The organism is Pseudomonas sp. 50_B, assembly GCF_017491625.1.
Classification (GTDB): Bacteria; Pseudomonadota; Gammaproteobacteria; order Pseudomonadales; family Pseudomonadaceae; genus Aquipseudomonas; species Aquipseudomonas danubii.
In genome coordinates this window covers 172,322-191,481 of record NZ_JAFGYX010000006.1, presented here as the reverse complement: position 1 = coordinate 191,481, position 19,160 = coordinate 172,322, and the positions used below count along the sequence as shown (strand labels likewise).

General features: G+C 61.8%; 15 protein-coding genes and 2 pseudogenes. 14 read left to right on the top strand and 3 right to left on the bottom strand.

What is annotated here, in order from left to right:
• Nucleotide 1: 1 nt before the first annotated feature.
• Entirely contained in the window at nucleotides 2-928 is a 927-nt protein-coding gene (gene epsC, locus J5M73_RS10940; protein WP_102862636.1) for a serine O-acetyltransferase EpsC, read from the top strand.
• A 488-nt stretch (nucleotides 929-1,416) separates the two neighbouring features.
• Nucleotides 1,417-3,378, top strand: coding sequence for a choline transporter BetT (gene betT / locus J5M73_RS10935; RefSeq protein WP_162884165.1), 1,962 nt, complete (start codon nucleotides 1,417-1,419; stop codon nucleotides 3,376-3,378).
• 9 nt (nucleotides 3,379-3,387) lie between these two features.
• Here the strand turns inward: betT and J5M73_RS10930 are convergent, their stop codons facing one another.
• Nucleotides 3,388-3,645 carry a hypothetical protein gene (locus tag J5M73_RS10930; RefSeq protein WP_102862638.1) on the bottom strand — a complete coding sequence of 86 codons (258 nt, stop codon included), beginning with the start codon at nucleotides 3,643-3,645 and terminating at the stop codon, nucleotides 3,388-3,390.
• 174 nt (nucleotides 3,646-3,819) lie between these two features.
• Between J5M73_RS10930 and J5M73_RS31850 the strand changes: the two are divergent.
• From J5M73_RS31850 to mgrA, 3 genes and pseudogenes are all read left to right on the top strand, one after another.
• A pseudogene (locus J5M73_RS31850) lies at nucleotides 3,820-3,924 on the top strand (LysR family transcriptional regulator); the annotation flags it as partial.
• Between the two features lie 47 nt (nucleotides 3,925-3,971).
• Nucleotides 3,972-4,965, top strand: a pseudogene (locus J5M73_RS31845) (LLM class flavin-dependent oxidoreductase).
• A 35-nt stretch (nucleotides 4,966-5,000) separates the two neighbouring features.
• Nucleotides 5,001-6,038 (top strand): L-glyceraldehyde 3-phosphate reductase, encoded by a 1,038-nt coding sequence (gene mgrA, locus J5M73_RS10925; RefSeq protein ID WP_207815598.1) that lies wholly within the window; start codon nucleotides 5,001-5,003, stop codon nucleotides 6,036-6,038.
• Nucleotides 6,039-6,143: 105 nt separating this feature from the next.
• On the opposite strand, the gene J5M73_RS10920 is transcribed toward mgrA, so the two are convergent.
• Entirely contained in the window at nucleotides 6,144-7,343 is a 1,200-nt protein-coding gene (locus J5M73_RS10920) for an HlyD family secretion protein (RefSeq protein ID WP_102862640.1), read from the bottom strand.
• Nucleotides 7,344-7,420: 77 nt separating this feature from the next.
• Here J5M73_RS10920 and J5M73_RS10915 point away from each other — a divergent pair, with 77 nt between their 5' ends.
• Nucleotides 7,421-9,016 (top strand): DHA2 family efflux MFS transporter permease subunit, encoded by a 1,596-nt coding sequence (locus tag J5M73_RS10915; RefSeq protein ID WP_207815594.1) that lies wholly within the window; start codon nucleotides 7,421-7,423, stop codon nucleotides 9,014-9,016.
• 19 nt (nucleotides 9,017-9,035) lie between these two features.
• Here J5M73_RS10915 and J5M73_RS10910 read toward each other — a convergent pair whose 3' ends face one another.
• Nucleotides 9,036-10,082, bottom strand: coding sequence for a helix-turn-helix domain-containing protein (locus J5M73_RS10910; protein WP_243433758.1), 1,047 nt, complete (start codon nucleotides 10,080-10,082; stop codon nucleotides 9,036-9,038).
• Nucleotides 10,083-10,449: 367 nt separating this feature from the next.
• On the opposite strand from J5M73_RS10910, the gene J5M73_RS10905 reads away from it, so the two are divergent.
• Genes J5M73_RS10905 through lpdA form a run of 8 tightly spaced genes read left to right on the top strand, consistent with a single transcriptional unit; the run spans nucleotide 10,450 to nucleotide 19,158 of the window.
• Nucleotides 10,450-12,246 (top strand): fatty acyl-AMP ligase, encoded by a 1,797-nt coding sequence (locus J5M73_RS10905; protein ID WP_242553896.1) that lies wholly within the window; start codon nucleotides 10,450-10,452, stop codon nucleotides 12,244-12,246.
• Nucleotides 12,243-13,151, top strand: coding sequence for a fatty acid desaturase (locus J5M73_RS10900; RefSeq protein WP_207815591.1), 909 nt, complete (start codon nucleotides 12,243-12,245; stop codon nucleotides 13,149-13,151). Before J5M73_RS10905 ends, J5M73_RS10900 begins: the two co-directional genes overlap by 4 nt.
• Nucleotides 13,152-13,182: 31 nt before the next feature.
• Entirely contained in the window at nucleotides 13,183-14,139 is a 957-nt protein-coding gene (locus tag J5M73_RS10895) for an acyl-CoA desaturase (protein WP_207815587.1), read from the top strand.
• 51 nt (nucleotides 14,140-14,190) lie between these two features.
• Nucleotides 14,191-14,511 (top strand): acyl carrier protein, encoded by a 321-nt coding sequence (locus J5M73_RS10890; RefSeq protein ID WP_102862646.1) that lies wholly within the window; start codon nucleotides 14,191-14,193, stop codon nucleotides 14,509-14,511.
• A gap of 18 nt (nucleotides 14,512-14,529) precedes the next feature.
• The gene (locus tag J5M73_RS10885) at nucleotides 14,530-16,509 is read left to right on the top strand and encodes an alpha/beta fold hydrolase (RefSeq protein WP_102862647.1); all 1,980 of its coding nucleotides are present in this window, start codon (nucleotides 14,530-14,532) and stop codon (nucleotides 16,507-16,509) included.
• Between the two features lie 37 nt (nucleotides 16,510-16,546).
• Nucleotides 16,547-16,744, top strand: coding sequence for a rubredoxin (locus tag J5M73_RS10880; protein WP_102862648.1), 198 nt, complete (start codon nucleotides 16,547-16,549; stop codon nucleotides 16,742-16,744).
• A gap of 36 nt (nucleotides 16,745-16,780) precedes the next feature.
• The gene (locus J5M73_RS10875) at nucleotides 16,781-17,707 is read left to right on the top strand and encodes an alpha/beta fold hydrolase (RefSeq protein WP_180988552.1); all 927 of its coding nucleotides are present in this window, start codon (nucleotides 16,781-16,783) and stop codon (nucleotides 17,705-17,707) included.
• On the top strand, nucleotides 17,704-19,158 hold the full coding sequence (gene lpdA / locus J5M73_RS10870; RefSeq protein ID WP_102862649.1) for a dihydrolipoyl dehydrogenase: 1,455 nt from the start codon (nucleotides 17,704-17,706) through the stop codon (nucleotides 19,156-19,158). The genes J5M73_RS10875 and lpdA overlap by 4 nt, the downstream gene beginning before the upstream one ends.
• Nucleotides 19,159-19,160: the final 2 nt, after the last annotated feature.

Sequence of the window (19,160 nt, the reverse complement as noted above, 5' to 3'; positions counted from 1 at the left end):
CGTGAGCGAGCGTTCCAGCCATTGGCAATTGCAGACCATCGTTGGCCAACTGCGTGATGCCCGTGATCAGTGGCGTAGCCGCAACGGTCGGGTCAGTGGTGAGCAGGGCGGGCGCGAACTGCCGTCGCGAGCGGCCATGGCAGAGATCCTTGAAGCCCTGTGCGGTGCGCTGTTCCCCATGCGCCTGGGGCCTGTGGATTTGCGCGAAGAGAGTGAAGACTTTTACGTTGGCCACACCCTGGACGCGGCGCTCAATGCCTTGCTGGCCCAGGCGCGCCTGGAGCTGCGTTATGTGGCGCGGCAGAACGGCGAGGCGGATGCCGAAGTCAACGCCAAGGCGATCCGCCTGATCCAGGACTTCGCCCTGGCCCTGCCGGGCCTGCGGGTGTTGCTGGACACCGACGTGCTCGCGGCCTACCACGGTGATCCGGCGGCCCGCAGCGTGGATGAAGTGCTGCTGTGCTACCCCGGCATCCTGGCGGTGATCCACCACCGCCTGGCGCACCATCTGTATCGCGCCGGTCTGCCGCTGCTGGCGCGGATCAGTTCGGAAATCGCCCACTCGGCCACCGGCATCGACATTCACCCCGGGGCGCAGATCGGCCGCAGCTTCTTCATCGATCACGGCACGGGTGTGGTGATCGGCGAGACCGCGATCATCGGCGAGCGGGTGCGCATCTACCAGGCGGTGACCCTGGGGGCCAAGCGCTTCCCGGCGGACGAAGACGGCCAGTTGCAGAAGGGCCACCCGCGTCACCCGATCGTCGAGGACGACGTGGTGATCTATGCCGGCGCGACCATTCTCGGGCGCATCACCATCGGCAAGGGTTCGACCATTGGCGGCAACGTCTGGCTGACCCGCAGCGTGCCGGCCGGTTGCAACCTGACCCAGGCCAACCTGCAGCACGACGACGGCTCGCAAAAGTAGGACTGGCCTTCTGTAGCCGCTGCCGCAGGCACCGCAGGGGCCTCGGCGGTGGTGAGATCGCCGGCGAGCCTGCGGCTCGTTCGCAGCCTGCGGCAGCGGCTACAGAGGCGCCCATGCCTCCCGCCGCACCGGCCTCTTGTAGCCGCTGCCGAGCCTGCGAGGCTGCGAAAAGGTCCGCAGGACCTTGCTTGACGATCAACCGCCACACACAGCCTGCGGCGTTTTTTCTGCTGAACGATTCCGTTCGTCATCCGTCATACCCTTCCCTGAGCTAGCGTACTGAACAGTACCGCTGAGCCCTGCGATTAGTCCTCGACCGCCTATCCATGTTTAACTTGAACGCTCGTTCAAGTTAAACCGGTGGTTCGCTGCCCGCTCACAACAGGAGGCTTGCCTTTGCTGAGTCCGTACATTTCAGCCGTGTTTCATCCCTTCGAGGTGCACCGTTCATGAGTGCGCCATCCAGCTCCGCGAATACTCTGATTCGCATGAACCCTCCGGTGTTCTACTTCGCCGCGAGCTTTATCCTGATCTTCGGCGTGGTGGTGATTTCCATGCCCGAACAGGCCGGCGCCTGGCTCCTTGCGGCGCAAAACTGGGCGGCCAATACGGTCGGCTGGTACTACATGCTGGCGATGACCCTGTACCTGGTCTTCGTGGTGGTCACCGCCTTGTCCGGCTACGGCAAGATCAAGCTCGGTGCCGACCACGACGAACCCGAGTTCAGTTACCTGTCCTGGGCCGGCATGCTGTTCGCCGCCGGGATCAGCATCACCCTGTTCTTCTTCTGCGTTTCCGAACCCCTGACCCACATGCTGCAACCGCCCCAGGGCGAGGCCGGCACTGCCGAGGCGGCGCGCCAGGGCATGCAGTTGCTGTTCCTGCACTGGGGCCTGCACGGCTGGGGGGTGTTCGCCTTCGTCGGCATGGCCCTGGCCTACTTCGCCTACCGGCATAACCTGCCGCTGGCCCTGCGTTCGGCGCTGTATCCGCTGATTGGCAAGCGCATCAACGGCCCCATCGGCTACGCGGTGGACGGTTTCGGCATCATCGCCACGGTGTTCGGCCTGGGTGCCGACATGGGCTTTGGTGTGCTGCACCTGAACTCCGGCCTCGACTACCTGTTCGGCATCGCTCACACCCAGTGGATTCAGGTTGGCCTGATCACCCTGATGATGGGCGCGGCGATCATTGTTGCGGTGTCCGGAGTCGACAAGGGCGTGCGGGTGATGTCCGACATCAACATGCTGCTGGCGGTGGCGCTGCTGCTGTTCGTGCTGTTCGCCGGTCCGACCCAGCACCTGCTCAACACCCTGATCCAGAACCTGGGGGATTACCTGGGTGCCTTGCCGGTCAAGAGTTTCGACGTCTACGCCTATAACAAACCCAGCGACTGGCTGGGCGGCTGGACGGTGTTCTACTGGGCCTGGTGGATTGCCTGGTCGCCCTTCGTGGGGCTGTTCATCGCACGGATTTCCCGGGGCCGGACCATTCGTGAGTTCGTCTTCGGCGTGCTGCTGATTCCCCTGGGCTTCACCCTGGCGTGGATGTCGATCTTCGGTAACAGCGCCATCGACCAGGTGCTCAACCACGGCATGAGCGCCCTGGGCCTGTCGGCCATCGAGAACCCGTCGATGACCCTCTACCTGCTGCTGGAAACCTACCCCTGGAGCAAGACCGTGATCGCGGTCACGGTGTTCATCAGCTTCGTGTTCTTCGTCACCTCGGCGGACTCCGGCACCGTGGTGCTCTCGACCCTGTCGGCCCGGGGCGGCAACGCCGATGAAGACGGGCCGAAATGGCTGCGGGTGTTCTGGGGCGCGATGACCGCGCTGGTCACCAGCGCGTTGCTGTTCGCTGGCAGCATCGACTCGCTGAAGTCGGCGGTGGTGCTGACCTCGCTGCCGTTCTCGCTGATTCTGCTGTTGATGATGTGGGGGCTGCACAAGGCGTTCTACCTGGAGTCGCAGCGGCGCATTGCCCAGCTGCATTCCCTGGCCCCGGTGGCGCCTTCGCGGCGCGGCAAGGGCGGCTGGCGCCAGCGCCTGAGCCAGGCGGTGCACTTCCCGTCCCGGGATGAGGTGTATCGCTTCCTTGACCAGACGGTGCGCCCGGCCATCGAAGAGGTGACCGCGGTGTTCGCCGAGAAGGGCCTGAACGTGGTGACCCAGCCCGACCCGGCCAACGACAGCGTGAGCCTGGAAATCGGTCATGGCGACCAGCACCCGTTCATCTACCAGGTGCAGATGCGCGGCTACTTCACCCCGTCCTTCGCCCGTGGCGGTATGGGCCCCAAAGAGCTGCGCAACCGCCGCTACTACCGGGCCGAGGTGCACCTGGCCGAGGGCAGTCAGGATTACGATCTGATGGGCTACAGCAAGGAACAGATCATCAACGACATCCTCGACCAGTACGAACGCCACATGCAGTTCCTGCATCTGGTGCGCTGAGCCAGGCGCTCAGGCCCTGGTGAACAGCAGGTAGAGCACCAGGGCCAGCACTGGCACGGCAAACACCAGGCTTCCGACCATCAGTTCCGATCTCAGGGGCTGATGGGCGGTGACCATCCCCACCGCGCCGTTGATCACCGTCAACGCCAGCCACAGCCCAGTAAATCCATAGCTCAATGTCTGTCGGGCAAAGCCCAGTCGTTCGCCGATAAACAGCACCAGCGCCAGCAGGATCAGGCCGAAGGTGATGATGATGGTGGTGTGCATGATGGGCATCTCCTTGCAGGAGCGGCCAGGCGGCGTACCGCTTGCCGGTGAATGGATTTACGGGCTTGTGTTTCGAGCATAGGCGTCAAACCCGCCCGCCATTGGCCTGCAGAATCTGTCCGTTGACCCAGGCCGCCGCCGGGCTTGCCAGGAAGCTGCGGCCGCCCTCGCTGATTGCCCCGACGGGTGGCGAATTGGCAGCAGGTGACCTGCGCCAGCCCGAGCTATTTGGCGCATCACGGTGAGCCGCGCAGCCTGGACGAGCTCGGAGCGCATCGACCGGCTCTTGCGGCGGGCTTTGGGGTTGTCCCTTTTGCAGCATGAGCATGGAGTCATCCGTGCTCAGTTCCCCCCCGTCAAACAAGCTCGGGACCTTTCTTATGGCTGTCGATCAGCACCTTGCTGCCTGGCGTCATGCAGATGTGCTGGCCCAGGCAAGACTGGATTTTGCGGTCTATAAAGAATTGGCGCAGATCGCCTGGCAAGCGCCACAGACTCCATTGCCGAGCGCATGGCCCGCTCCACCTTCTTCGAACCCTTGGTTGTGCGCTGGGCCTTGGCGGCCGTGATCGAGCGAACGGGGCGTATTGCCACTAATGCTAAGAACTATAACGTACCGTGCTACGTAGTACGTAGAGAGGCATAAAGGTCCTTCTTTCAGGCGGCGGAAGGGGTGGGTCGGGTGAATTCCGACAATGCCGTCGAAGCGCGAATTTCGGTCGTGAGCAACATGTCGAACCTCATCGTCGGGCACGGAAGTTCTATCAGTCTGTGACCGGGCTTTGGGGCAAATGGCAGGGCGATGCCTGTGTCCGGGATAGGATGAGTGGTCAGTACGATAACCCGCAACTAACGCATTTACTGGGCAGTTTCGCGGCAATCTTCCCAATCAAAGGGCCGTTGAATGTGGCGCGGCCATCCCAGGGTTATCCCGTGATTGTCTAGTCCGGGTCTTTGAGAACGGGCGCGATCTGGCGGTGCAAACCGCTGAGGTGGTGTTCACTGTGCGGTCCTCCCGGGCCTGCGCCCAGGACTTTACGCCGGCCTGAAAGGGTGTCTCGGGTAGTACGAATTTAGTATGTAATCCATGAAAATTATACTTGGCGCGTTCGTTTTCATGGCTGACCGCAGCGTCGTGCCCGGGAAAAATTTGAGTCCTTCCGGCAGTGGGTATCGCATCGTCCGGCAGGGTTGCAGGATTTTGCGGCGCAGGAGAATCCGGAACTGCAGTGGCGCGGATTGTTCAGAGCAGAGTATGAAGGGCCGTACCCACGGTGGTGTGCCGGTGAGTTAGGCCGGCAATGTGTGTGCCGAGGTTAACCCTTCCAGATTGACCCCAACCCAAAGAGGATTCGATGACTTATCTAGCTGCCGAAAATCGCTACGACTCCATTCCCTATCGCCGTGTCGGACGCAGTGGCCTGGTGCTGCCGGCGCTGTCCCTGGGGCTTTGGCACAACTTTGGCGACAGCACGCCCATCGATACCCAACGCGCCTTGCTGCGCACGGCTTTCGACCTGGGCATCAATCACTTCGACCTGGCCAATAACTATGGACCGCCCTATGGCAGTGCCGAGATCAACTTCGGCCGGCTGCTGCGGGAAGACTTCAAGGCCTATCGCGATGAGTTGATCATCTCCAGCAAGGCCGGTTGGGACATGTGGCCAGGGCCTTACGGCCAGGGCGGAGGCTCGCGCAAGTATGTGCTGGCCAGCCTGGACCAGAGCCTGCAGCGCCTGGGCCTGGGCTATGTGGATATCTTTTATTCCCATCGTTTCGACCCGGATACCCCGCTGGAGGAAACCGCCAGCGCCCTGGCCAGCGCGGTGCAGCAGGGCAAGGCGCTGTACATCGGCATTTCTTCCTACTCCGGGGTGAAAACCCGGGAAATCGCCGCGCTGCTCATGGAGTGGAAGGTGCCGTTGCTGATCCATCAGCCGGCCTACAACATGCTCAACCGCTGGGTGGAGAAGGACTTGCTGGATACCACCGACGAGCTTGGGGTCGGGGTCATCGCCTTTACGCCGCTGGCCCAGGGGCTGCTAACCGACAAGTACCTCAATGGCATTCCCGAGGATGCGCGAGTCAATCGTCCGGGCGGTGGTTCGTTGCAGGCCGCTCATTTGTCCGAGGCCAATATCGCCCATGTGCGGGCCCTCAACGAGATCGCCAGGAATCGCGGCCAGAGCCTGGCGCAGTTGGCCCTGGCGTGGACCCTGCGCGACCCGCGGGTGACGTCGGCGCTGATTGGCGCGAGCCGGCCGGAGCAGATCATCGAGAATGTCGGGGCGTTGCAGAACTTGAGTTTTACCGTGGAGGAGCTGGCGGAAATCGATCATTTCGCCAAAGAGGGGCGGATCAACCTGTGGGAAAGGCCATCGACGGCAGAGTAGGTCCTTCAGGATCTGCATTGAGCAAACAGCCCTCAACAGAGTTATCTGTCGGGGGCTGTCTGGGCGTCTGTAGTGGGGCGCAGGGTGAAGCTGCTGCCGGCCCTGTCAGTGCGCCGGGGCGGGTGTGTTGGTGCTGACTTTCAGCGAGGTCTGGGTGCTGGCCACTGCGCGCTCCTGAGAGTCTCCCAGATCGACTTTGGCGGTCACCGACAGACCCGGCCGCAGACGCTCGAGGCCCGGTTGGTCGGCGTTGAAGCGAATGCGCACCGGCACCCGCTGCACGATCTTGGTGAAGTTGCCGGTTCCCGGTTCAAAGGGCAGCAGGGCGAAGGTCGAACCTGAACCCGGTGCCAGGCTTTCCACGGTGCCGGCGATACTCACGCCCGGCAAGGCATCGATCTTGATACGGGTGGATTGGCCTGGGTACATGTGCTGAGTCTGGGTTTCCTTGAAGTTGGCCAATACATAAAGGTCATGCAGCGGCACCAGGGTCAGCAGGCGTGAGCCCGGTTGTACATAGTCCCCCACTTGAATCTGCCGATTGCCCACGGTGCCATCCATCGGCGCATAGATAGTGGTGTGTCGCAGGTCCTGTTGCGCCAGCTCCAGTCGGGCTTTCGCCGTCACCACCTTGGCCTTGGCCATTTGCAGCTGCGCCTGCAAGCGTTCGCGTTGGGCTGAAGTGACAGCAAGGTCGTTTTCCGCCACTTGCAGCATGGCTTGGGCATAGGCGAGACCTTGTTCTGCCGAGATCGCCTGAGTGCTGTATTTCTCGACTTCGTTGCGCGCCACAGCACCGGTAGTGACCAGGGTGTCGAAACGGTTACGTTCCGCCCCTGCGCGCTTGGACTCGGCCTGGTTGGTGCGGATTGAGGTGCGCGCCGCCAGCACCCGAGCGTTGGCCAGGCGCTGTTCGGCATCCTGGATCGTCAGGGCTGCTTCAGCCAGGGCGACCTGGGCTTGATTGTCGGCGAGATCGCCTTCGGCCAGGGCGACTCGGCTATCGAACTCTTCGCTGTTGATGCGCACCAGGGGCTGTCCGGCCGTCACAGTCTGGTGGTCCTTGACCAGGACTTCGGTCACCAGGCCATGAACCCGTGGTGCGACGGAGGTGGCATCGGCGGCGATGTAGGCGTCGTCGGTGGCTTCGGTTGAAGGCGCCATCAGCACCCAGGCCACTCCGACCGCCACCAAGGTCATGGCAATGGCACCAGCGATCAGAGGCCGTTTGGAGCGCTTGCGCGGCTTTTCCGTCTCTTGCGTGGCTTGCAGGATGGCGTTCTGAGTCTGGGTGCTCTGCTCCATGTTGAAGCTCCATGCTGTTTTGAATTACGATCATAATATTCATATGGCGGTCGCAATACTACAGGGAAGTACCTACCGTGACGACAAGCGTATCCGACCTCCCTGACGCGGGCGTCCAGCCTGGTCAACAGTCCACCCGACGCAAGTTTCTGGTCTTCACCATCATGGCCTTTGGCATGTTCATGGCGTTGATCGATATCCAGATCGTGGCGGCATCCCTGAACGATGTGCAGGCTGGACTCAGTGCCGGCCCTGATGAAGTGAGCTGGGTGCAGACCGCCTATCTGATCGCCGAACTGATCATGATTCCCTTCTCGGCATTCCTCGCCCAGGCGATTTCCACCCGCTGGCTGTTCTCTGTCAGTGCGGCATTTTTTACCTTGTTCAGCATTGGCTGCGGGATGGCCTGGAACATCGAGTCGATGATTGTATTGCGGGCCCTGCAAGGCTTCGCTGGCGGGGCCATGGTGCCTACGGTGTTTGCCGTGGGTTTCGTGCTATTCGAGGGCAAGCAGCGGGCGATGGTCCCGGCCATCCTCGGCATGACAGCGGTGCTGGCGCCGACGCTGGGCCCCACGGTGGGCGGGCTGGTGACCTTCTACCTGGACTGGCGCTGGATCTTCTTTATCAACGTGCTGCCGGGGCTGTTGATCTGCATTGGTGCGGCGCTGCTGATCGATGTGGATCGCCCCGATCTGTCGATGTTGCGGCGGATCGACTGGCTGCACTTCGTGGCCATGGCCCTGGCACTGGGCTGCTTCGAGTACGTGCTGGAAGAGGGGCCGCGCAAGGACTGGTTCAGCGATAGCGGGATTGTCATTGCCGCCTGGGTTTCCGTTGTCTCCTTTGGTTTGTTTATCGAGCGTTCGCTGTATTCGAATAACCCGATTGTGTCGTTGGTGCCCTTTCGCGATCGGACCTTTTCCATCGCCTGCCTGCTGAACCTGGTGATTGGCTTCGGCCTGTATTCCTCGACTTATCTGGTCCCGGTGTTTCTCGGACGAGTGCGGGGTTTCGACAGCCTGGAAATCGGCACCACCGTTTTCGTCGTGGGAATCGGGCAACTGGTGAGTACGATCATTGCCGCCCGGGCTTCGGAGAAGGTTGATCGACGCTTGATCATTTCGGTGGGCTTTCTGGGCCTGGCGCTGAGCTTGTGGCTGACCTCCCGGGTCACGTCCAACTGGGGATTCGATGAGCTGCTGGTTCCTCAAGTTGCCCGCGGCCTGTTCCTGATGCTCTGCATCGTTCCCAGTGTGAACATGGCCTTGAGTTCATTCCAGGGCGTGGAATTGCGTCAGGCCTCCGGCCTGTTCAACCTGATGCGCAACCTGGGGGGCGCCATTGGCATTGCAACGGTCAACACCTGGCTGCAGGACGACGCCCGAACCCAGGGGCTGCGTCTGTCGGAGTCTTTGGGTGCCAAGGCTGTTGCGGCCCAGGAACTGATGGGGCAGTTGGTCCTGAAGATCGCCGCCGATACGCCTGACTCCAGCCACGCATTCCTCATGGCCCAGGGCATTCTCGGCAGATTGGTGGGGCGTGAAGCCTTGACCCTGGCGTTTGGCGATGTATTCCGCCTGATGGCGATGATGTTCGTGGTGGCGCTGCTGCTGGTGCCGCTGTGCAAGGTTCCCCCGGCTGCGCCAGGCACGGCCGAGGATGACAAGTGATGGCTCCAGCGCGCGCTGATCAGATGATCGGCGGGCCGGACCTGGCCTTGCGCAACTGGCTCGGCGTGCAGCCCATGTTTTTCCACATCAATCGACGTAGTGCCGTCGCGTCGGAATAGCCTACTTTGAAGGCAACTTCTTCAATGCTCATGTTGGTAGTTTCCAATAAGCTTTGAACATGTTGCAGGCGAACTTTCTGAATGAAGGCCATGGGCGGCTTACCCGTGGCGCTACGGATTCTGCGCGATAAGGTCTTCTCGGTGATGCGCAAGTGCTCGGCAATGGTGCTCAATGGAGGAACGTTGGGCAGGCAGTCCTCGATAAACTTTTCCAGCATCAGCACTTCGCGATTTTCTGTTTTTAAGTTGGATAGGGCCATGTAGTGATATTGCGCAGGCCGATCATCTATCAGCAGATAGCGCATGGTCAGCTCGGCAATTTGATTACCCATCTTATTGCGCAGTACATAAAGCATCAGATCCATTTGCGACATGCCTGCGCCAGCAGTAATCATATTTCCGTCATGAATAAGCATGCGCTTTGTGTCGAGTATCGCCTCGGGATAACGCTGCTTGAAGGTCTCGTACAGTTGCCAGTGGGTGGTGACGGTGCGGCCCTCGAGAATCCCTGCCTCCCCCAGGACGAAAACCGCCGAGCAGGACGCCGCAGTCTGTCGCCCGCGCAGGTGGTGTTCTTGCACCAGCTTGCTCAGCTTGCGGATGTCGTTGTGCCCGAGCCGGGCAATGAGCTCGGTGGACTGACTGAGGCCCGGCTGCCTCTTTTCCCGGCGACAGCCAAAGAAATCCAGCTCCTGGGTGTTTTCCAGCCCCAGCCCCGGGATGACCAGCATGCTGCCCTCAATGGTCTGGGCGCTGTCCAGTGGCAGTGCATCCAGGCGCATGCCATTGCGCATTCGTACGGATTCACTGCTGCCGATGATTTTCCAGGTAATGGTGGGGCGTCCCATGACTTCGGCGATCTGGTTGGCAGTACGCAGCACATCCAAGGTGATCGCCACACTTGACCCCATGGCTCCTTCCAGCGCGATCAACGTGAGCACATCCATGTCCATTTTCTCCCTGTAAGTGTCCATTTGTGCATTAGCAAAATATACAAGCTGGTGGCAGACTTCTCAACGCGTCCAAATCTAACTTTCTCTGCCCACGCTATTCCCAGTGGGACATATAAGAAAATAGGCATTCATTAAGTGAATGCTTCGCCCTGTCAATAAAATGACATCTTGTCTACTGCCTAGTTAGAGCTCCCCTTGTTAGGGGTGTTTGTTCGGTTCCTTAGTGCTGAAAATAATAAACGACCATTAGGTCAATATATGGCTCTCCATTTAAAAAGGATTTTGAATGAACTACGCCGTGCCTCGTGATTATCTAAATGATGTTAATCAGACCTTCTCAGCGCATTTAGCAGTTGATGATTTGTCGCTGGCCGGCACCCTGGGAATCGAATGTTTAAGTTCGGTTACGGAAGTACTGGCTTATCGCGCCTGGCTTCAACCTGATGCAACCGCCTTTATCCACTTGCTCGATGGCGAGCAAGAGGCGGCGGCCATCAGCTACGCCGAACTGTGGCAGCGTAGTCAACGATTGGCCGCGGCGCTGCAGATTTTCGAGCCCCGGGGAAAACGGGTGCTGATGCTGTTCGAGACCGGTATCGACTACATCGTTTCCCTGTTCGGACTGTTCCTGGCCGGTGCGGTGGCGATTCCCGCTTTCCCGCCGGTGGGGACCCGAGGCCTGGAGCGCCTGGCGTTGATCTGCGCCGACGCCCATCCGCAAATCGTGCTGACCAGCTCGCGTTTCATGCGCTCCCAGGAACGGGTCAACGCCTTGTTGCAGGATGATGTACCCGCGCCGCAATGGGTCGATCCGCAAGAGCTGGCCACGGAGAATGCACCTTGGCAGGCGCAGGCTGTGACCCCTGGTCAATTGGCCCTGCTGCAATACACCTCAGGTTCTACCTCCGCGCCCAAGGGCGTGATGCTGACCCACGCCAACCTCTACAGCAATTGCCGCAGCGCCAGCCAGTGGATGGGCAAGGCCAAGGACCGCGTCGGTTGCAGCTGGCTGCCGCCCTATCACGACATGGGCCTGATGGGCGGCATATTGCAGCCGATCTACGACGCCTTTCCGACCGTGCTCATCAGCCCCGGGCATTTTGTCCAGCGGCCATTGCGCTGGCTGGATGCGGTGTCCAGGTATGGCGCCGACGTCACCATCGCGCCGAACTTCGCCTTTGATCTGTGTGTTGAAAACATCACCGATGACGAGCTGGCAGCCCTCGACCTGAGCAAGCTCAAGGCCATCTACTGTGGGGCCGAACCGGTCCGGCAAAGCACCCTGGCGCGCTTCTCCGAGCGCTTCGCCGCCGCCGGCTTCAACCCTGTGGCCCTGGGCCCCTGCTATGGACTGGCCGAGGCGACGGTGCTGGTCTCGGGCAAACCCCATGACCAACCGGCATTCAATACCCAGGTGGATCGGGACCAGCTCGCCATTGGAACCTTGGCCATTGTCGACGCCGAAGATGGGTTCGCCTTGCCACTGGTCAGCAGCGGGCGGGTGGCCCCGGGCTTGCGCCTGGCGATTGTCGATCCCGTCAGCCTGCTGCCGGTCGCCGACGGCCAGATCGGCGAGATCTGGGTCCAGGGCGACAACGTGGGTGCCGGTTACTGGGGCAAGGAGGCGCTGAGCGAGCAAGTGTTCCGCGCCCAGTTGCCGGGCGTCGACGGACATTTCATGCGCACCGGCGACCTGGGGGCCTTGTATCGGGATGAGCTGTTCGTCACCGGCCGCCTCAAGGATCTGATCATCATTGCCGGTCGCAACCTGTATCCCCAGGACCTGGAACTGGCGGTCGAGAGTGCGGACCCGCGCATCCGCAGCAATGGTTGCGTGGCGGTGGGCGTGGATAACGGCCAGCAGGAGCAGTTGGCGATCGTGGTCGAGATCAAGCGCAGCGAAAAACTCGACGAAGCCCAGCAGGAACAACTGCGCCAGCTGATCACCAGCACCCTGGTCAGCCAGTTTGGCGTGTCCCCGGCACGTATTCATCTGGCGCCCATGGGCGGCATCCCGCTGACCACCAGCGGCAAGGTCCAGCGCCAGGCCACCCGGCAGGCCCTGCTCAACGACAGCCTGGCGCGCTACGGCGCCGGACGTTCGGCCGCAGCGGCCTCGGCACAACCTCTTAAAACCCCTACGGATGCTCTGTCATGACGGCCATGAATCCTCATATCGACCGTACCGGTCATCGCGAGCGTCAACTGGCCTGGCTGACCGTCGGTGTGCCGGCGGTGGGCACCCTGGTCGCACTGGTCCTGGCCTGGCAGCAGGGCATTGGCTGGCTGGAGTTTGGTGCACTGGCCAGCATGTACCTGCTGACCGCCCTGGGGGTGGAAGTGGGGATGCACCGCTTCTTTTCCCACCATGCGTTCAAGGCCGGCCCGGTGATCACTGCGTTTTTCGGTATCGCCGGTTCGATGGCAGCCCAGGGCCCGATCCTGTTCTGGGCGGCCACCCACCGCCAGCATCACGCCTTCACCGACAAGGAAGGCGACCCGCACTCGCCGCGTCCGCTCAAGGAAGGCTTTGTCGGCAATATCCAAGGCTGGTGGCACGCCCACCTGGGCTGGCTGTTCAGCCTGAGAAAGCAGAATTGGAGCCAGTTCGTTCCCGACCTGATTCGCGACCGGCTGATCATGCAGATCAACCAGCGCTACTACCTGTGGATCATCCTCGGCCTGCTGCTTCCGACCCTGGTGTGCGGGTTGATTACCCGACGCTGGGAAGGCGCCCTGAGTGGCCTGCTGTGGGGTGGCTTTGTGCGGATCTTCCTGGTGGACCACGCCACCTGGTGCATCAACTCCTTCGCCCATCGGGTCGGTGGCCGTGACCACCCGACCCGGGACACCAGCCGCAACGTGTTCTGGCTGGCGATTCCAACGGTCGGTGGTGGCTGGCACAACAACCACCACGCCTTTCCGGCGCTGGCCCACGCCGGGCTCAAGCCCTGGCAGCTGGATATCGGTGGCTGGTTCATCGAGTTGCTGGCCTTGTGCGGCCTGGCTTGGGACGTGAAGCGTCCTGGTGCGCCGGTTGCTGCAGAACCTACAGAAAGCTGATTGCCGGTCCTTACCTCACAGGAAGCTATTCATGGACGAGATCCTCACAACCACTGCGACTCCAGAGATCAGCGGGGTCGCGCAGCTGAGTCCGGCAGCCGCCAGAACCAAGGCACGCATTGCGCTGGCGGTGATGCTGGTACCCCTGTTCGGTGCCTTCGAGGCGATCCGTTTGTGGGTCACCGGTCAGGTGCACGCCCTGGACTTCATCCTCTTCGGGGTGTTCTACGCGATCCAGATGTTCGGCGTCTCCATGGGCTATCACCGCTACCTGGCCCATCGCGCGTTCAAGACCTCGCGTCTGATGAGCAGCCTGATGCTGATCGCCGGCTCCATGGCGGCCCAGGGGCCGATCCTGTTCTGGGTCACCACCCATCGCCGGCATCACACCTACAGCGACCAGCACGGTGATCCGCATTCGCCCAACCTCATGGGCCAGAGCCGCCTGGAGCGCGCCAAGGGCCTGTGGCATGCGCACATGCCGTGGATGCTGGCGCCGGACATGTCGAGCTGGAACTTCTTTGCCCCCGACATCCTGCGTGACCGTCGGCTGTTCTTCTACAACCAGACCTACCTGTTCTGGGTCGCCCTGGGCGTGATGTTGCCGGGGATCATCGGCGGCCTGGTCACCCAGAGCTGGTCCGGTGCCTGGAGCGGCCTGATCTTCGGCGGCCTGGCACGGATCTTCGTGGCCAACCAGGCGGCCTGGTGCGTGGGCTCCATCTGCCACCGCTATGGCGCCCGGCCGTTCGTGACCCACGACCAGAGCACCAACAACTGGATTGTCGCGTTCCTCACCTTTGGCGAGGGGCTGCAAAACAATCACCACGCATTCCCTGCCTGGTACCGGCATGGCGTGCATTGGTGGGAGCCCGACTTGTCGGGCTGGACACTGGCGTTAATGGGCAAGCTGAGACTGGTCTCAGACCTGCGTTCACCGTCCCAGGCAATGATCGACAAAGTCCGTAAGCGTCAGGCCGCATCCTGAACAACGGGATCGTCTGATCTGTAAACCACCCTACTCATCAAGGAAGATCCTATGTCCAACTTCATTTCCAATTTGCTGAGCACTCTGAGCTTCTCGGAGAAAAAACAGGCGGCGGTCGAACTCAACGAAGAGAGCATCAAGCATTGGCTGGTGCAGAAGATGGGCACGCTGCTGAAGATCGACCCGTCCCAGGTCGATACCGCCCGCAGCTTCGAGTCCTACGGCCTTGACTCGCTGGTGGCGGTGAAAGTGGCGGGCGACCTGGAGAAGTTCATGGAACAGCGCCTGTCCCCGGCCTTGCTGTTCGAATACTCCAGCATCGATGACTTGTCCAAATACCTGGCCAATGAACTGACCACATCCGAAGTTTGACTTCGCAGGAGTTTGGCCATGGCCATTGCACAGATGCCTTCGCAAAAAAACGATAAATTCAATGACCTGCTCCGACGCTCACAGGAGATCGAAGGCCTGCGTCTGACGGACGCAATCCCCAAGCACCTGTATCAGCCACGGGTCTGGCGCGGAATGCTCAGCTTCGTCGTCAGCTACATGCTCTACATCGGTGCGATAGTGGCGGTCGCCCACGTGCACTGGATGTTCTACCTGCCGCTATGGCTGGTGGCCGGCCTGGGCGGCTGGGGCCTGTTCTGTGTGGCACACGATTGCGGGCACAACTCGTTCTCGCGCAATCGCAGCTTCAACCACATTCTCGGGCATATCGCCTTGCTGCCGTTGCTCTACCCGTTCCACGGCTGGCGCCACATGCACAACATGCACCACGCCAACACCAACAACCTGGAAATGGACGTCGACTGGCGCCCGGTACTGCGCGTGCAATACGACGCCATGCCCTGGTGGGACAAGCTGGTCTACAGCAGCACCCGCACCTGGCTGTTCTGGCTGGGCACGGTCAACTACCAGCGCCACTCGGGCTTCCGTCCGTCGATGTTCCACAAGCTCGAAGCGCGCAACGAAGTGCGTCGTTCGATCCTGTTCATGGTGGTGGCTGCGCTGATCTACCTGCCGACCCTGGTGTACTTCACCGGCTTCACCGGGCTGTTCCTGTACTTCGTTGCCCCGTGGCTGGCGACCCATGCCTGGTTCAGCCTGACCACCATGATGCACCACATCAGCGACGAGACTCCGTTCCTGACCAAGGAGCACTGGAGCTTCAACAGCAGCCGACTGCTGCTGACCACTGACTACATGTACCCCAAGTGGCTGCTGTTCCTGACCCACTACATTTCGGTGCACACCGCGCACCACGTGGCGCCGATCATTCCCCACTACAACCTGCCCGAAGCCCAGGCAGCGTTGAAGAGCGCCTTCCCAGGGATGGTCAGGGAAAAACCCATGACCGTGCAGGATGTCTGGCACGTGGCGCGCAATTGTCACCTGTACGACCCGGTCAATGGCTTCTATGAGTCCTTTGACCGGCCGGCCCAGGCCGCCGAGGGGCAGAGCACGCCGGGCGCCAAGGCGGCCAACAGTCCTCTGACCCTGAAGCAGCAGCTGCTGCGCAGCTACATGGGCATTCTGGGGTCGCTCTCGGTGGACAGCGCCGGTGCCAAGGCCACGGATCTGTTCGGCTACACCCGGGAGTACATCAAGCAACCTGACAAGGAAATGAGCCCCCTGGGCGCCCAGCGTTTCCATATCAAGGGCATCGCCGGCGTTCCCCACGGCTATCAATGGGGCACGGGCGACCAGACCATCCTCCTGGTCCATGGCTGGGGCGCAGACAGTCGCAGCCTGTACTCCTTCACTCGCGTCCTGCAGCGCCAAGGCTTCAAGGTCGCGACCTTCGATGCACCGGCCCACGGCATCTCGCCGGGCTCCCTGAGCACCATGACCGAGTTCAAGGACGCGGTGAAAGCAGCCATCGTCGCCCTGGGTGACGTGGTGGGAATCGTCGCCCACTCCCTGGGCGGTATCGCCGCCACCGGGGCCCTGGCGGAACTGGCCGAGACCCATCGGATCAAGGCCCTGTGCCTGCTGGGCTCGCCGGCCAACCTGCCGGTGGTGATCCAGCGCTGGGCCAACGGTTACCTCAAGCTCAAGCCGGCGGTGGTCCAGGCCATGCACCGTGAGCTGTGGAAGCGTAACGGCGTGCCGGTCCAGCACTGGGACATCCCGGCCCTGGGCAACGGCCTGCAGTTGCCGACCCTGGTGCTGCACGACCTCAACGACCCGATCGTGCCGTTCTGCGAAGCGCAGCAGATCACCACGCTGATGCCTTGGGCGAAGCTGGAGCCAGTGTCCGGGCTCGGCCATGTGCGCATTCTCTCCGATGCCGCGGTGCTGGAGCAGGTGGCCCAGTTCCTTGTACAGAACATCAAGGTGGCCGAAGTTGCTCAGGCCAGCGCATGAGCACAACGCACAATCTTTTGACGATGGTTAACCACCCATGACGACCTATGCTGAAAGCGCCGTGACCGAGTCCGGCCTGTGGATGTGCCTGATCTGCGGCTGGATCTACGATCAACGGCTGGGCGATCCCGATTCGGGGGTGCCTCCGGGCACTGCCTGGGATGACATTGCCGAAGACTGGACCTGTCCGGAATGCGGCGTGAGCAAGTTGGATTTCAACATGGTGAAGCTGTAATCCAGCGCTGAACCCTGTAGTCGATGAGGAAGCAAGATGGCGACCCAAGAGCAAGCGTCGGCACCCGCCAAGGGCCGGCGTAGCAGCTTCAAGAAAATGCTCTTCAAGGGCATTTACAACGGGGTTCTGGGGCTGCTGCGTTGCAGCTTCTGGATGGAGTCGCGGCTGCTTCCTCGGCGTGCTGCGACGCGCGCGCTGAAGCTGTTCACCACGCCACAACGGCTGCGCCAGCATTTTCCGCTGACGCTGCCCAGCGCCACGGTGCAGGACCTGGAAACCGAGGAAGGGCGGCTGCGTTGTTTTTGCTGGACCCCGCAGCAGGTCCGGCGCCGGGTGGTGCTGGTGCATGGCTGGAGTGGCGCCAGTACCCAGTGGCAGTACCTGATTCCACTGTTGCTGGAGGAGGGCTGTGAAGTGCTGTCCTTCGACTGCATCGGCCATGGCGGCAGCGGCGGTCGGCAAGCGTCGCTGCCGACCTTCGTCAGCATGCTGGATCAGGTGCAGCAACAGCTGGGGCCGTTCGACACGGTGATCGGGCACTCCCTGGGCGGGGCTGCCGCCGGGTATGCCTTGAGCACCCCGGTCGGCAAGGGCTTCGAGCGGGCGGTGCTGGTGGCTGCGCCGGCCGACATCGAAAACGTCGTTCGGCGTTTTGCGGCTTTTCTGTGGATCAACGATGACGTCAGACAACGCATGCAACTTCTGGTTGAGCAACGCTATCAGAAGGACATGCGCAGCCTGGCGGTCAGTCGTTATGGCCACCAGGTGGATATCCCGGTGCTGCTGGTGCATGACCAGCAGGATCAGGAAGTCCCGGCAGATGACCTGCAATCCTTCGCTGAAGGCTTGCGTCACCGGCAAGTCCTGCAAACCCGCGGGCTTGGCCACCTGAAAATTCTCAAGGACAGGGCGACCATGGGGGCTGTGGTCGAGTTTGTCTGTGCAAAGGACGGCAATCTATGAGTGAACAATACGATGTGATCGTGATCGGCGCGGGTCCTGGTGGCTATGTCGCGGCGATCCGGGCGGCGCAGCTGGGACTGAAGACGGTCTGTATCGAGCGCTACAAGGGCAAGGACGGCAAGACCGCCCTGGGTGGCACCTGCCTCAATGTGGGCTGTATTCCTTCCAAGGCATTGCTGGACAGCTCTCATCACTATTACGAGGCGCGCAACGGTTTTGAAGTGCACGGCATTGGCATCCGCAATCCGCAGATGGATGTGCCGGCCATGCTGGCGCGCAAGGACAACGTGGTGCGCAATTTCAACGGCGGCATCGCCTCGCTGTTCAAGGCCAATGGCGTGGCCCTGCTGGAAGGTCACGGCAAGTTGCTGGCCAACAAGGAAGTGGAAGTCACCGCGGCCGACGGCAGCACCCAGCGCATCAGCGCCCCCAGCATCATCCTCGCCCCCGGCTCACGGCCCATCGATATCGCCGCAGCGCCGCTGACGGACAAGGTGATCGTCGACTCCACCGGAGCCCTGGAATTCACCCGCGTGCCCAAACGCCTCGGGGTGATCGGCGCTGGCGTCATCGGCCTGGAACTGGGCTCGGTCTGGGCCCGCCTGGGCGCCGAAGTGACGGTGCTCGAAGCCCTCGACAGCTTCCTGCCGGCGGTGGACGTGCAGATCGCCAAGGAGGCGCAGAAGATCTTTGGCAAGCAAGGCCTGGATATCCGCCTGGGGGCCCGGGTGACGGCGTCCGAAGTGCAAGGCGACAGCGTCAAGGTCAGCCTCAGCGAGGGCGGCGAGGACAAGCAGCAGACCTTCGACCGCCTGATCGTCGCCGTGGGGCGCCGGCCCCTGACCACCGATCTGCTGGCCGCCGACAGCGGGGTGCAGTTGGACGAGCGTGGCTTTATTCATGTCGATGGCCAGTGCCTGACCAGCGTGCCTGGGGTGTTCGCCATTGGCGACGTGGTGCGTGGCCCGATGCTGGCGCACAAGGCGTCGGAGGAGGGGGTGATGGTGGCCGAGAGCCTTGCCGGGCATCACCATCCGCTCAATTACGAGCTGATCCCGTCAGTGATCTACACCCACCCGGAAATCGCCTGGGTTGGCCAGACCGAGCAGGCCCTCAAGGCCCAGGGCATCGAGCTGAACATCGGCACCTTCCCGTTCTCCGCCAGCAGCCGCGCCATGGCAGCCAACGACACCGCCGGGTTGGTCAAGGTCATTGCCGATGCCAGCACCGACCGGGTACTTGGGGTGCATGTGATCGGCCCGGGCGCTGCGGAACTGGTCCAGGAAGGCGCGATCGGCATGGAGTTCGGCACCAGCGCCGAAGACCTGGGAATGATGGTGTTCTCCCACCCGACCCTGTCCGAAGCCCTGCATGAAGCCGCCTTGTCGGTGAATGGCCAGGCGATTCATATCGGCAATCGCAAGAAGAAAGCTCCCTCCAGCGTCAAATAGCC